Origin of the sequence: Flavobacterium salilacus subsp. salilacus (assembly GCF_004634195.1) — a bacterium.
GTDB lineage: Bacteria > Bacteroidota > Bacteroidia > Flavobacteriales > Flavobacteriaceae > Flavobacterium > Flavobacterium salilacus.
Map to the genome: position 1 here is coordinate 55,139 of NZ_SKBP01000010.1, position 15,140 is coordinate 70,278.

Sequence of the window (15,140 nt, forward strand, 5' to 3'; positions counted from 1 at the left end):
AGAGCAAATATTTTGAATACTTTACAAGCAGAACGTATAAACGAAGAATTCAATGGAGTTACTCCGTCATACAGACCGGGTTCTTGTAATTAAAATAAATATAAAAATGAAAAAGTTATTAATTTTACTTTTATCCTCTTTGCTAATGGCTTGTTCAAGCACAAAGCCTAAAGATAAATTTGTGAAATCAGATTATGAAATAGCTGAGAAACTATTGATATTAGTGCATTTCGATGATTGGAAAGAGTACGGATTGATTTCTGAACCTGACAATTATAATATTGATAAGTATTTAAATGGTTTTATGGTTGATACTTTAGATTTAAGGAATTATAAATTTGATTTTAAAAGTGATCGTAATGCCAAATGGGAGTATAAACATTTTAGTAACCAAAGTATACTCGACAAACTTAAAATAGTTGATAATTATGAAACGGCTAAAACTTTAGGTTTGGATGAAAATGAAGTTTTAAAAAGTTTTATTAAAATTTCAAGACCTGTATATTCAACTGATGGTAAATATGCAGTAGTTTATTTTAATTATTTTTATAGAGTAATACAGCCATCTTTCTTGGAAAGCTACACTGCCATTTTCTTTAAAGAAAATGGCGAATGGACTATGATAAAATGGATATATACTCCTATTGATGATAAGTAAAAAGTAGCCTTAGACAAGGCTACTTTTTATTTTTTAGTAATCGAACTAACGAAACAATTATGAAAAAACTTTTCTTAATTTATTTTTTGCTATTATCCTTACAGGCTTTTAGTCAAAATCAAAAAGATTTGCTTTTAGAACGCGACCATGCTATGGTTATAGAGCGTTTACAATTTATGGATTATCTTAATGATGCTACCATGAAACTAAAATGGCATATTAAAAAAGCAGGCGATACGTTACGAATGCCGTTTTATGCGTATTATAATGACTCCATAGTAGCGCGAAACCCTGTACCATCCACAAATATATCGTCTTATTTAGATTATCAGCCTAATCAGGCTCCGCCCTCGGCAGGAGAGTTTACAATGAAGGTCTATAATACTAATGCCGCTACTTTATATAACATAATTAAACGTTATGGGTATCCATCGACAAGTAAGTTAGATAAATATGAGAAGCGAGACCCACTTCGCAATGCAATTATCATCCTAATGGCTTCCAAAGCATGGAAAGAAATTCTCAGACCTGTAATAGAAACCGAGAATAATAATAAGAATTTAACGAAACATGAATATTGGTTTTGTGATTTAGCTTTTAAACAAGACTTATGGTGGGGGCAGGATGTAGATGAACATTTAAAAAGTTTGAAAAAAAAAGATGCAGATAAAAATTAACGTTTTCAAATAAGAAGAAAATTTATTTCCCTAATTCTAATTGCTTAGTGGCTTTTACAATTTTTTCCGAAAGATTGTTAAGCCAAACCAGTTGCTCTATAATAAGCTGGGCTTCCTGCATTTTCAGTTTAAAAGTTTCCTCATCCGTTAATTGGCTTTCCTGTAGTTCACGTATGCGAATGTTTTTCAGTTCGGTAAATCGCGCCGCCAGTTCTTCTTTTTGTGCCAACTGTATTTCTTTAGCCTGCTCATCCATATTCAGTAGCGCTATGGTATAATTCAGGTTTCGGGCAACCGCCTGTACTACCACATTAAAGGCATCAGAGGCTTTTGTGGTATGATGCGACTGTATGTATGTACCTAATGATGCTAACGACGAAAGCAATGTATGGTTAAGCACCGCCAGTTTATACACTTGCAGTTGTTGCTTTTGTTTCGATTTTGGCTCTTGCGTCATCCTTTGGTAGGATGCCGTTAAGTTACCCACTTCAATAAAAGCGTTTTTACGCGCCACACGGTAGGAGGTAGGCACACTACCTTTTTTGTTGTACAGTAACGATATTTCTTCGAGATAGTTCCTGTTCGCTTCAATTGATTTTTTAATGAATACAGGCAGTTGAATAAACTCCCATGAGGGCCAAAAAAAGTAATTGGCAATAAAGGCAAGCCCTGCACCTATGGCGGTATCTACTATACGGTACTGTATTACCTGACTGATGTCGGGGTTGAGCATGCTATATACAAACACTACAAAAATAGTAACAAAAGTAGCCCCTATACGGTAGTTAATAGCCGTAAAGGCAAAGCCCAGCAGCATAAAAGCTATAGCTAAAATCGCAATAGCAACGGGCTGATGTATAACAGCCAGTAAACCAAAGGCAATAACACAGCCTATTACCGTGCCGGCAATACGCTGGTACGAGCGTTGTTTGGTAAGCCCATAGCCGGGGCGCATAATAACCACAATAGTCAGCAATATCCAATATACATTTTGAAGAGGAAATAGCGCGCCGATAATGAAACCTATAGCTATGGTAATGGTAAGACGTAGTGAAAGCCTGAAAATGGTTGAGGAAAGGCTTAGGTTTTCTTTCAGGGTGTGCAAAGGATAGTATTCGGGAGAGAGGAATTTTTCCATATCCCTGTCGCGTCCCTGCATGTCCTTAACCCCTATATTTATCATAAAAGCACGTTCTATTACTTTTATTTTTTCAACCTGCTTTTCAGCATAATGTAGCATATTCGTCAGCAGATATACATCTTCAGCAATAGTTTTCTCTCCCTGCTCATTTTCATAATTACGTATTGCTTTTTCAAAAGCCTCCAGGTCATGCAGTAATTGATGCGAAGAAACATAAGGTCTTTTATTTTCCAGACTTTTTGAAATGTTTTTTAATGCAGCGGCAAGGTTATAGGCTAAATTTTGGTAAGTACTGATAACTTTGGGATGCTTACTGAATTTTTCATGCAGTTTACTATGGTCAAACGATGTGGAAAGTGCAAGTTCCAACACTTCTACCAGTGATATAAAAATCAACAGCATCTTACGGCTACGGTTAGAGTTACCCGCATTAGACCCTTTGCGAAGCAGTACCTCTCTGAGGCTTTCGTGTATAGTGTTCAGCTCAACCTGCAAAAAAAGCTGTTTTTCAATAATTTTTTCCCTGTCGGTATCAATATCCCAAAGATGCCCCCGTTGCTTCATATATTTGCTTGTAAGCTTTAAACATTCTACCATTTGCAACTCGGTATAGCGATACGGGTTCAGATAATTAAAAGTAAGCGATGTCAAGGTATAAATAAGTCCGCCCGCCCATACCAGTCCGCAATGAACCAGTATATCCCAGCCTTGATGTAAATGCCCGCTGGCAAGAGTGAGTGCGAGTAAACCCGAAAAGGAAACCATAGTAGCCCTCTGTCCGTAAACCGATATCATAGAGAGGAAGAATACCAATAATACGATGATAGGGTAAAACAGGAAAGGCAAGTCTTGTAGCAAGTTAACCACCAGTGTGCACGATACAACAATAAGCGAAGCAGTTAAAAGTCCGCGTATGCGGTGTGGTAGATTACTGGGAATATCAGACGGATAGATGAGCACGGCTCCTATAGCTACTGCAAATCCCATTTGGAACAATCCGAATTGTGAAAGTATGATAACGGGCATTACTGCCGCAAATGTAACGATGAGGGCTTTGGTAAAATTAGTGCTGTCAGTAAATAGTTTTAATTTTTGTATCATTCTTTTTCCCCGGTTGCACAAAGGTAGTAAATGGCAGGTCATTATTGTTTATAACCTGTAATTCTCACAAAAAATTAGCATTTGGTATCGAGCATCCTGAAGCGAATTATTTTTAATTTACTATTTTTGCGCACGATATTTGATAAATGTTTGAGGGCGGTGCTTTTAACCGAAATAATAAAAAGTAAAAAAATGATATTACCTATAGTTGGATATGGCGACCCTGTATTACGCAAAAAGTGTGAAGAGATACCTAAAGACTATCCTGAGCTGAAAAAGCTTATAGCCGATATGTATGAAACAATGTATAATGCTTATGGTGTGGGGCTTGCGGCTCCGCAGGTAGGGATGCCGGTAAGATTATTTATAGTTGATACCGAAGCTTTTAGTGATGATAAGGAACTTAGTGAAGAGGAAAGAGAATTATTGGCAAACTTTTCGAAAACATTTATAAATCCTGTTATACTGAAAGAAGAAGGCGAGGAGTGGGGCTTTAACGAAGGTTGCCTCAGCATACCTGAAATCAGGGAAGATGTATATCGTCAGGAAAAAATTACTATAGAATATTATGATGAAGACTTTAATAAACACACCGATGTTTATGACGGTTTGATAGCCAGAGTAATACAGCATGAGTATGACCATATAGAGGGCATACTGTTTACTGATAAAATATCATCATTAAAAAAACGTTTGATACAAAAGAAACTTCAAAATATAATGGAGGGTAAAACAAAACCGGATTATAAAATGAAATTTGCTGCCAAAAAAGGCAGATAATTTTTGTTTTTAAGTTCAAACATTAGATATTTGTCACCCTTTAAAAAAATCGCATAATGAGTATAGAAAAAATATTAGCTATTTCCGGAAAGCCGGGACTATATGCCTTGAAAGTACAAACACGTACGGGTTTTGTTGCAGAGTCATTAATAGACGGAAAAAAAATAACAGTAGGATTGCGCAGTAATGTGAGCCTTTTATCCGAAATATCCGTTTATACCTATGATGGCGAAAAGCGTTTATCAGAGGTTTTTAGTGCCATAGCCGAAAAAGAAGATGAAGGTCCTGCCATATCCCACAAAGAAGATAATGAAACGCTGACTGAGTATTTCCGTGAGGTAATGCCCGAGTTTGATGAAGACAGGGTATATGCTTCTGATATTAAAAAGATACTAAACTGGTATAATATGCTACAGGCAAAAGAGCTTATATCTAAAGAATCGTTAAAAGCTGACGGGGCAAATGAAAATAATGCTCCGGCTGATGATGAAGCTCCGAAAACTGAAGAATAAAAAAACAATATCTTGCTAATAATAATTATCCTGCCTGTACTTTTAACTGGCAGGATTTTTTATTTTTACAAAAAAACGAATGAACACACGACAGCAGCAACTTGACGCTTTTAACAGGTTATTGGAGATAATGGACGACTTGAGGGAAAAATGCCCTTGGGACAAGAAGCAAACCTTGCAAACCCTGCGCCACCTGACGATTGAGGAGACCTATGAACTGGGCGATGCGATACTTGATAATGATTTGCAGGAGGTGAAAAAGGAGCTGGGTGATATATTATTGCACATTGTTTTTTATGCCAAAATAGGCAGCGAAACAGACGATTTTGACATTGCTGATGTGGCTAACGAAATTTGCGAAAAATTGATACACCGCCACCCGCATATATATGGTGATGTACAGGTAGAAAATGAAGAGCAGGTAAAGCAAAACTGGGAAAAACTAAAGCTGAAAGAAGGTAAAAAATCAGTATTGGAAGGTGTGCCCAAAAGCCTGCCTGCGCTGGTTAAAGCCAGCCGGATACAGGATAAAGCTAAAGGTGTAGGCTTCGATTGGGAAGAACCGCACCAGGTGTGGGATAAAGTGCAGGAAGAGTTACAGGAGTTTCAGGATGAAGTAAGAGAGGGTAATCAGGAAAAAATTGAAGCTGAGTTTGGCGATGTGCTCTTTTCTATGATTAACTATGCCCGATTTTTAAATATTAACCCTGAGGATGCGCTGGAACGTACTAACAAGAAGTTTATAAAACGTTTTCAGTATTTGGAAAGTAAAGCGGGCGAATTGGGTAAGCCCCTTGCTGATATGACTCTTGCCGAAATGGATGTTTTTTGGAATGAAGCTAAAAAATTGTAAATAAAAAAACGGCTTTTAAAGCCGTTTTTTTATTTATTCCTGATTTCCTTGATTGAAACTTCTTATTTGTTTTAATTTTTCTTTCCAGGTTTTAAGTTCTTCTTTATGACGTTCGATATTTTTATGAACCTCTTTTACAAAAGGATTATCTGCTTTAGCGTTGGATATAAACTGAATATTATTTTCTAACTGCAATATCTCGCTTTGCACTTCATCAATCTTACGCATTATAAAAATCTGTTCGTTTTCCAGTTTGCGGCTGTCTTCATTTTCTGCAAGGTGCTCTAAACGGTTGCTGAATTTTACCATTTCGGTTTCCTTTTTAGAAAGGCTGAGTTTATCAAAAAGCGCATCCAGTATTTTGTTGAATTTACCTTCAATATGCCTTCTTGCCTGTGGTACGCGCCCTATCGTCTTCCAGTTGTCTATATGCTGTTTAATGGCATCAAGATCTGTTTTATGATCGCCTGTAAGTTCAAAATCTTTTAAAGACTCAAGATATTCTTTTTTCTTTTCAAAGGCTTCGAGCTCTTCTTTATTCGCTTCGTTGCGGTGTGCATGCAGCTTATCAAAATAGTGGTTACATGCCGCTTTAAACTCTTTCCATAACGAGTCGGAATATTTCCTTGGTACATGACCAATTTTTTTCCAGTCGTCCTGTATTTGCTTCATTACAGGGGTAGTTTCTGCAAAATCATCACTATCTTTCAGCGACTGTGCTTTTTCTACAAGAGCCTGCTTTTTATTCAGGTTTTCCTGCTGATCTCTTTTTATTTCTTTATAAAAATTATTTTTAACGCTGTTAAAGTTTCTTACAGCTGCTTTAAAAGCTCCCCAAGTAGCCTCATTTACTTCAATAGGCACTTTTCCGGCATTAAAGAATTGATTGCGTAATGCTTCAATTTTTTGGATTTGCCCCTGCCAACCGCTATGACTGCTTACAGGCTCTTGAGCAATAGCGTCTATTTGAGCTATAATCTCTTTTTTCCTTTTCAGGTTCTCTTCTTCTCGCTCTCTTATGGTAGCGTTATAGGCTTCACGCTTATCATGAAGCTGCTTGGTTAAATCGCTGAAACGGTTCCATATTTCTTCACGGTGTTCACGCGATACAGGTCCTATTTCCTCTTTCCACATTTTGTGTAAAGACTGCAACTCGCGGAAAGCCTTAACAATATCCTCTTCTTGCAGTAACTCTTCAACGCGTGCAACAATCTTTTCTTTTTGTTCCAGATTATGTTTGAAGTCCATATCTCTGGTTTCTCTGTCCAAATGCAAATGATCGTAAAAACGCTCCATGTGGAAATGGAAGTTATTCCAAACGTGGTTGTATTTATCTCTCGGAATTGCTCCTGCATTTTTCCACCTTTCGCGCAGCTCGTTTACGTGCTTAATAGCATCTTTCATACTTTCATCGCTCTCAACAAGGTTTTTCAGTTCCTCAATAATAGCAAGTCTGTTTTCTAAGTTACCTTTAAGGTCGTTTTGTACTTTTTTAAAGTGGCTGTTTTTCCTGTCTTTGTATTGGTAGTAAATTTCATCAAATTTACTTTTTAGCGGAAAGTTAAAGTCAAACCCCGAAGCATCGCCATCATTATCATGGCTGTACTCTTCTTTTTTCTCTTCTATATAATCGTTATACTTAGCGTAAAACTCTTTTTTAATATCTTCTATATGGTCTTTAACCGACATTACTTTTTCGGCTGTGGCAAATTTTTCCAGCTCAGCGGTAAGCTCTTCCATCGAGAGCGATTCATAATTCAGTTCAGGAAGTTCATGCCTGCCTGATGTTGAATCATCTTCACCCTCTTCGGCATTACTGTCCTCAATATCGTCTATAGCAGTGCGCTCTTTAGGTGCTTCCTGCTCAGGTTGCTGTATTGCCTCTGCTTCATTCTCAGCAACTTTTTTAACCTCTTCTTTTACTTCGTCTGCTTCTTTTCCTGCATTCAATACTTCTTCGGGAGCAAAAGGTAACTGCCCTTCGGTTTCATGAATTTTTTTAATATCCTCTATATCGTCAGGCACATCGCTGTTATCCACAACTTTATTAGCGGGCGAATAGCCGTTCTCGAAGGTATCGCCGGCTCCTGTAATCAAGTCTCCATCTGCGTTTTGCAGGTTATCATTCTTTTCTTCTAACATTTTGTAAATGCTTAAGGTTTATACTGCTTTAATGTCGAAAGATAGTAAAGGCAACTTAAAATTCAAAGGAAAAGATTAATTTACATAGAATTTCACATTTTTTTAATGTAAAAAGCAGTAAATTGTTAAAAGTATAACTTCCAAATTATTTTTTATTCCATATCTCCCATGCCTTTTCTGCCTGATATACAAGCATTTGCTCGCCATTTTTTATTTGTGCACCATTTTCTTTAGCTTTTCTCAAAAAAGCAGTTTCTTCAGGATTATAAACTAAATCAAAAGCAATGTGATTTTCAGTAAAAAGGGTATAATCTATATCGGGGCATTCTGTTACATTAGGAAATGTACCCAACGGAGTAGTATTAACAATAATTTGGTACTCCTCAAAAATAGTTGCATCAATATCATCATACCCAAAAACTACATCAGTACTCCTTCGGGATACAAAATCATATTCTATTTTTAATTTTCTGAGGGCAAAAGCCACTGCTTTGGATGCTCCTCCCGTACCCAATATTAATGCTTTTTGATGGTGAGGTTGCAATAGCGGTTTTAGGGCTTTGCGAAAACCATAATGATCTGTATTATAGCCTTTCAGCTTTTTTTTGCCTATTACAATAGTATTTACAGCACCTATTACTTGTGCGTTTTTAGATACACTGTCCAGCAGTGGTATTACTGCTTCTTTGTAGGGAATGGTGACGTTTAGCCCTTTCAGGTTTTTGATATCTGATATTATATCTTTAAACTCGCTTATATCTTCAATATCAAAATTTTTATAGGAGTAATTTTCCAGCTTTTTTTTACTGAATTTTTTATTGAAGTACTTTGCCGAAAAAGAATACTCAATATTGCGACCTATTAGCCCGAAAATCTTTTTCTTTTGTTTCATGGTGTGTTTATAGTTACGGCAACAGCATAACCGGTTCTAACAGGTTTTTCATTCCACAAGCCAGGTTTCCATTTTTGATTGACTTGCTTTGCAGTTTCCAAAACTTTTTCTCCAAGTTTACATTCCGAATCACGAATTAAATTAAAAGAAGTCAATGTACCATCTTTTTCGACAACAAAATAAATAATTATTCTTTCTTTACTAACTTGATTACAATTATCTGATTTAGTAGTAACAGGAGTTATTTTATCAATAAAAGCAGTTGCACTGCCAGGGAATTCTGGTTCGACATGTACCTCGGTAAGGTAATAAATTTGGTTAGGATCCTGATGGTTTATAACACGCTCTTTAAATCCAAGATCATGAAAATCACATATTATGGTTTTCGGTTTAACAGATTTTTTTTCTCTCTGCTGTGCATTTGCTATTGCAAAAAACAATAGTAAAAGTGGTATATAATATATTCTCTTCATAGTTAAAAGGTAATAAAAAACCCGGTAAAAATAGTGTTTCTATTATTTACCGGGTTAGCTAAATGTTAAAAAAGCTATTTTACTCTATATTCTGCTAAAACGTTCTGTACTATTTTGGAAGCCCATACCGATGGGAAAAACTCTTCAAGCAATACATGATTTTTATAATTAAGCCTTAAACCGTTGCTCAGGTGGAAAACACCTTTTTCGTTTTCATGTCCCATAAAATATAATCCGGCAAGGCGGTACTCAATTTGATACTCCTCAGGGAAATACTCCGTTGCCTGCAACAACGTCATAATAGCCGAGTCCCTTTCTCCCAAAAGTTGTAATGTATCTATCCAAAATAACCAGGTATCCAGATGATAGTCGCCATATTCTACTGCTTTACGATAGCCTACCTCTGCCTCTTCATGGAAATTAAGCTCTTTATTTATAACCGCATATCGTTTCCAGTACAGTTTATTCTCATTGTCTATACCTAATGCTTTGTTTACATAGTACAGGGCTTTTTGAAAGCCTTTACGACGAATGTAAAAATCAGTAATGGCTATCCAGGCTTTGTCCAGCAATGGATCTTCATGAACTGTTTTTTCATAAAATTCCAAAGCTTTTTTATGGTTGCCCATGCGCTCATAACACTTACCCACACGCAGTAATGCAAAAGAAGTAGGATCATCAAGCTCCATTGTTATACCATAGCACTCTATAGCTTCCTGATATTTTTTAAGTCGTTCCAGTGTTTTTGCTTTTTCAAGAAATGCACCCAGAAAACTATCATCAATTAATGTGGCATAATCAAAAGCACGCAATGCCAGCTCATATTCTTTTAGGGTATAGTGTTGCCTGCCCAATTGATGCCATGCTACTTCACTATATGGGTTTCGGTCTATAAATCCGTTAAGGAACTTTACAGCCTCCTGGTTTTGATCTAAAAAGTCGAAGCAGTACACCACATTATATAATGCGGAGTGGTCTTCGGTATCCTCATCAAGGCATTTAATAAAACTTTCTTTTGCCATTTCGAGATTATCCATAAACAGGTACTCCATACCTATTAGTGAATAAACATCGGCATAGTCGTCAGTATATTGCAAAGCTACATTCAGGTATTCAACCGCTTTGTCATGCTGGTCGCGTTTAGAGTGTATATTTGCTTTTTGGATATAAATTTCTTCATTGGTGGGTTCTATGGCATAGAGATCGTTTAAAAGCCGCTCTGCCATTTCGAGCTTGTCGTCAAAAACTAAAAGCTCTACTTGTACTAATTTTAAGCCTGTTGCGCCGGGATGTTGTTCCAGCCCAAGTTTTAAGGCCTTCTTAGCTAAATTTATTTTTCCGGTGTCGAGGTAATGAAGGATGATATCTTCAAACTCTTCGGAATCAAAGAACAAAACTTTGTTGGTTTTCAACATCGATTCGAACTTTGCTAAGGATAAACTGTGATCTTCTTCTTCGTGGCTCAAATGCATACTCCTTTTGTTTAAAATTATCCTTTTTAAAGTTACTTAATGTTTCGCTCTAAAAGAATTTATTTAGTATTCTTTTGAACAATTTAATTAACAATTTTACGTGTTAAATACTGCCTTGTTCATCAAGAATTTCATTCATAACTTCAATAATAATGCCACATCCTTCGGTAATTTCGTCTTCTGATATAGTAAGTGGCGGTGTTATCCTGATGGCGCAACCTTCAAAAAGCAGCCAAAACAATATCAGCCCTTTTTCCTGGCAGCGAAGTATCACCCTGTCAGTAATGGCAGGGCTTTCGGTCATAGCGGCAAGCATAAGCCCCATGCCGCGCACTTCTTTAATAAGCGGATGCACCAGTAGTTTACGGAATAATTTTTCCTTCTCCAATGCCTGCGCCATTATGGCAGTTTCGGTAATTTCCTGTAGTGTGGCAAGGCAGGCCGCTGCGATAACAGGGTGCCCGCCAAAGGTGGTAATGTGCCCCAGTTTAGGATCATGACTCAGTAAATCCATCATTGCTGCCGATGCTGTAAATGCCCCTACGGGCATTCCGCCACCCATACCTTTGCCCATTACAATTACATCGGGCACTATATCATAGTTCTCAAAACCAAACAGTTTTCCTGTACGCCCAAAGCCCGGCTGTATTTCGTCCAGTATCATTACAGTGCCTGTTTCGTTGCAACGCTGTCTTACTTTTTTCAGGAAATCGTTTTGCGGTTGTATGAAACCTGCACCGCCCTGTATGGTTTCCAGTATAATGCCTGCTGTTTTCTCCGTTATCTTTTGCAGGTCTTCTTCATTATTAAATGTGATGAAATCGACATCGGGTATCAATGGTCGGAATACCTGCTTACGTTCCTCAAAACCCATAACGCTCATGCTACCCATAGTGTTACCATGATAGGCATTATAACATGATATAAGCTGGCTGCGCCCTGTTACCCTTCGGGCGAGTTTCAAAGCGCCTTCAGTAGCTTCTGTGCCTGAATTGGTTAAGTAGGTTTTACTTAGTTGCGGAGGCAAATGTTCGGCTAATAATCTGCAAAATTCAGTAGCAGGATGCTGTGCATATTCGCCATATACCATTACGTGCGAATATTTATCAAGCTGGTCTTTTATCGCTTGGTTTACACGCGGGTGTTTGTGCCCCAGACTTGCTGCCGAAACTCCGGCTACAAAATCCAGATAGGCTTTGTTGTTAGTATCATATATGTATGAGCCTTCGGCATGCGAAACCTCCATGCCCAGCGGATGGGGCGAAGTTTGCGCCTGGTATTTATAAAAATCGTTAATCATTGTTATGCAATATTACATCGGGTGTTATGTGATGCAATTGGAATTTTAAATTATTATTCCTGAGAACTTATTTTTGGTTGTAATTCAGGCTTCGGCTTGGGGTTGTTCTTGTCATAGTCCAGCGTTTCCTGCATTATCTCCATAGGCTTGTCTTCTTTCTCCTTTTCTTTTTTACTTTTATTTACTATCTGCTCATGAAGCTCTTTTTCTTCCGGCGGAAATATGTCTTCTTTACTCTTTATCTGTTCATCGCCCCGCCATATAAAGCCTCTTAGCTTCCTTACATTTTCAGGAAATTCCGAGTCGGGGTAGGACTGGCTTTCGGGTTTTTTAATAGATCGTATGGATGTTATTTGATTGTCCTTGAGTTTCATGTGTATTTTACTGCTCACGCCTTTATCAATGCCTACAAGATTTTCTTTATCGTACATATAGAATATCTTTTCGGTATTTTTAATTAAGTCAACTTCATAAAGCTTGTTATCCTTAAATTTTCCGTACAGGTTTTGCCCTTTTACCTGATTGTACCCTGTGCCTAAAGTATCCTTTTGAATAATAAAAGCATTGTTAAGCACTTTAAGCGAGTCTATCTGTTCCGTTTTACTGTCAGAAATAAGGTGTATAACATCACCCGTCATTTGGCTGTCGCCATTCCATACCACAGGGCGACCTATCAGTTGTGTAAGTCCCTTTTTTTCATCGGAATGAATAGAGTCGCACTTACCACTCATATCAATTTTATAAAAGCGGGCATTATTATAGCCGCGCACTACGCGTTGTCCCTCTTTACCTGTTATTACTATTCTTTTGGCGTGGGTGTAAAGCGAATCGGTTTCTACCAGTGTTACCGCTACGGCGTGTTTGGTTATGAACAACGAGTCTTTTTGTTTATATACTTCGGAATAATGCCCTCTTACGATATACTTGTTTACGGTATCGGTAACTTTTACATTGTTGGTAGCTGACGAAAACTCTCTGTTTCGGTCATAATAGATGCTGTCGCCTTCAATAAGTTGGGTGTCATACTTTATATAAGAATTGGTAAGCAGTCGGGCTAAATTCTTTTTGGTGTCATACATACCTTTTTCAGTATAGATATAATTTTCCTTACTGGTAATGGTGGTAGGACCAAAAACATACGCATGCCCCGAATTGGTATAATAGTCTAAATGATTGGACTTTAATACATATTTTGGGTTAGTAAGCGTTACTGCGGTAAGAAACTGATATTTTTTCTGGTTGATGTAATACCTGCCTGATTTACTTTTCAGTGTATTGTTTTCGTTTACTATAGTGCCATAGGAATTATAATATGCTTGCTGTGCCGTTCTGTCAAAATACAAAGTATCAGTAGTGAGGCGCGTATCGGGCGATTTCATCATAACCTTGCCACTGGCAAAGGCAAAATTTTTATTACCGTTATACTCGGCATACTCACTATTCATGTGTATGGTATCGCCCTGAATGATGCGAACATCGCCAAAAAGTTTGGCATAATTTTCTTTCTCAAAAAGATAGGCTTTATTGCACCATATAGTAGCCCCGTTATGCTCAAACTGTACATCGCCTGTAAAAACTATAGCTCCCGGTATCTCATTCTCATTACCGTCTAAGTGCTCAGTATCTATAAGTTTTATTTTCTCTTGTGCATTTGCCTTTATGGAAGTGCAGGCTATAAACAGTATTCCTATATATATCAGGAGTTTTTTCAAAGTATAAAAATTTGCTGCAAATTTACGTAAAATACATTACAATGGGTTGTGTTACTCATGGCTTATACTAAACGAAAACAGTATTCAAAAAATTGTATAAAAAAACGCTTTGGAGTTCCAAAGCGTTTTTATTGTTATTTGATTATAGTTTGCTTCCTGTCCGGTCCAACCGATATTACTTTTATGGGTACCTCCAGTTCTTTTTCAATAAATTCAACATATTCTTTAAACTCAGCAGGAAGTTCGTTATACGTATTCATTCCTGTAAGGTCGGCAGCCCAGCCTTTTTTCTCTACATATACCGGTGTTACATTTTCCGGCTCTATGTTGTATGGCAAGTGGTTTATTTTTTCGCCTTTATATTCATAAGCAGTACATACTTTAAGTGTATCAAAGCCACTAAGTACATCGCCCTTCATCATGTATAGTTGTGTAACACCGTTAACCTGTACTGCATATTTTAGTGCTACAAGGTCAAGCCATCCGCAACGTCTTGCACGTCCTGTAACCGAGCCAAACTCGTTACCCACTTTTGCCATAGTTGCCCCTGTTTCGTCAAAAAGCTCGGTAGGGAAGGGGCCGCTGCCCACACGGGTGGTATAGGCTTTAAAGATACCGAACACGTCTTTTACCCTGTTTGGAGCAATACCCAACCCGGTACAGGCGCCTGCGGCTGTGGTATTGGATGAGGTTACAAACGGGTAGGTGCCAAAGTCAATATCCAACAGCGAACCCTGCGCACCTTCGGCAAGTATCGATTTACCCGATTTCATGGCATTGTTCAGGTATTCTTCGCTGTCTATAAAAGTAAGTTCTTTTAAAGCTTTTATAGCTGTAAAAAACTCTTCTTCAAGTTCTTCAAGGTTATATTGTAAATCTACATCATAAAAGGCAATCATCGATTGATGTTTGTCAGCCAATGCTCTGTAGCGTTCTTCAAAATCAGCCAGTTCAATATCGCCTACACGAATACCGTTTCTGCCTGTCTTGTCCATATATGTAGGGCCGATACCTTTTAGGGTAGAGCCTATTTTGGCTTTTCCTTTTGAGGCTTCCGAAGCTGCATCCAATAAGCGGTGGGTGGGTAATATAAGGTGTGCTTTTCTTGAAATAAATAATCTCGACTGAATGTCGATATTAAACTTTTCAAGTCCTTCCAGTTCTTTTTGGAAAACCACAGGGTCTATAACAACCCCGTTACCGATTATGTTTATTGATTTTTCGTGAAAAATACCCGATGGTATAGTGCGCAGTACGTGTTTTATACCATCAAATTCAAGCGTATGTCCTGCGTTAGGTCCTCCCTGAAAACGGGCAATAATATCATATTTGGCGGTAAGCACGTCAACAATTTTCCCTTTGCCTTCGTCGCCCCATTGTAGTCCAAGTAGTAAATCTACTGTCATTCCTGTATAGTTGTTTGTTTA

Annotated in this window: 13 protein-coding genes; 5 read left to right on the plus strand and 8 right to left on the minus strand. The window is 37.7% G+C overall.

Going from position 1 to position 15,140, the window contains the following annotated elements:
• Window positions 1-106 precede the first annotated feature (106 nt).
• The gene (locus tag E0W68_RS11655; RefSeq protein WP_135219612.1) at window positions 107-658 is read left to right on the plus strand and encodes a hypothetical protein; all 552 of its coding nucleotides are present in this window, start codon (window positions 107-109) and stop codon (window positions 656-658) included.
• Window positions 659-717: 59 nt separating this feature from the next.
• Entirely contained in the window at window positions 718-1,335 is a 618-nt protein-coding gene (locus E0W68_RS11660; protein WP_135219613.1) for a hypothetical protein, read from the plus strand.
• Between the two features lie 22 nt (window positions 1,336-1,357).
• Here E0W68_RS11660 and E0W68_RS11665 read toward each other — a convergent pair whose 3' ends face one another.
• Complete coding sequence (locus E0W68_RS11665) at window positions 1,358-3,577, minus strand: FUSC family protein (protein ID WP_135219614.1); 2,220 nt, start codon at window positions 3,575-3,577, stop codon at window positions 1,358-1,360.
• A gap of 192 nt (window positions 3,578-3,769) precedes the next feature.
• Between E0W68_RS11665 and def the strand changes: the two genes are divergently transcribed.
• From def to mazG, 3 genes are all read left to right on the plus strand, one after another.
• On the plus strand, window positions 3,770-4,357 hold the full coding sequence (gene def, locus E0W68_RS11670) for a peptide deformylase (protein WP_135219615.1): 588 nt from the start codon (window positions 3,770-3,772) through the stop codon (window positions 4,355-4,357).
• Between the two features lie 56 nt (window positions 4,358-4,413).
• Window positions 4,414-4,869 (plus strand): DUF5606 family protein, encoded by a 456-nt coding sequence (locus tag E0W68_RS11675; RefSeq protein WP_135219616.1) that lies wholly within the window; start codon window positions 4,414-4,416, stop codon window positions 4,867-4,869.
• A gap of 79 nt (window positions 4,870-4,948) precedes the next feature.
• Entirely contained in the window at window positions 4,949-5,722 is a 774-nt protein-coding gene (gene mazG / locus E0W68_RS11680; RefSeq protein WP_135219617.1) for a nucleoside triphosphate pyrophosphohydrolase, read from the plus strand.
• Window positions 5,723-5,755: 33 nt separating this feature from the next.
• Here mazG and E0W68_RS11685 read toward each other — a convergent pair whose 3' ends face one another.
• The 7 genes from E0W68_RS11685 to E0W68_RS11715 form a co-directional block, all read right to left on the minus strand.
• Window positions 5,756-7,864: a DUF349 domain-containing protein gene (locus E0W68_RS11685; RefSeq protein ID WP_135219618.1), complete on the minus strand. Its 2,109-nt coding sequence runs from the start codon at window positions 7,862-7,864 to the stop codon at window positions 5,756-5,758.
• 145 nt (window positions 7,865-8,009) lie between these two features.
• Complete coding sequence (locus E0W68_RS11690) at window positions 8,010-8,756, minus strand: shikimate dehydrogenase family protein (protein ID WP_135219619.1); 747 nt, start codon at window positions 8,754-8,756, stop codon at window positions 8,010-8,012.
• Window positions 8,753-9,229 (minus strand): energy transducer TonB, encoded by a 477-nt coding sequence (locus E0W68_RS11695; RefSeq protein WP_135219620.1) that lies wholly within the window; start codon window positions 9,227-9,229, stop codon window positions 8,753-8,755. The genes E0W68_RS11690 and E0W68_RS11695 overlap by 4 nt, the downstream gene beginning before the upstream one ends.
• Before the next feature lie 74 nt (window positions 9,230-9,303).
• Window positions 9,304-10,701 carry a tetratricopeptide repeat protein gene (locus tag E0W68_RS11700; RefSeq protein ID WP_135219621.1) on the minus strand — a complete coding sequence of 466 codons (1,398 nt, stop codon included), beginning with the start codon at window positions 10,699-10,701 and terminating at the stop codon, window positions 9,304-9,306.
• Window positions 10,702-10,804: 103 nt separating this feature from the next.
• Window positions 10,805-12,001: an aspartate aminotransferase family protein gene (locus E0W68_RS11705; RefSeq protein WP_135219622.1), complete on the minus strand. Its 1,197-nt coding sequence runs from the start codon at window positions 11,999-12,001 to the stop codon at window positions 10,805-10,807.
• Window positions 12,002-12,054: 53 nt separating this feature from the next.
• Window positions 12,055-13,713 carry an OstA-like protein gene (locus E0W68_RS11710; protein WP_135219623.1) on the minus strand — a complete coding sequence of 553 codons (1,659 nt, stop codon included), beginning with the start codon at window positions 13,711-13,713 and terminating at the stop codon, window positions 12,055-12,057.
• Between the two features lie 134 nt (window positions 13,714-13,847).
• Window positions 13,848-15,119, minus strand: coding sequence for an adenylosuccinate synthase (locus E0W68_RS11715; RefSeq protein WP_135219624.1), 1,272 nt, complete (start codon window positions 15,117-15,119; stop codon window positions 13,848-13,850).
• Window positions 15,120-15,140: the final 21 nt, after the last annotated feature.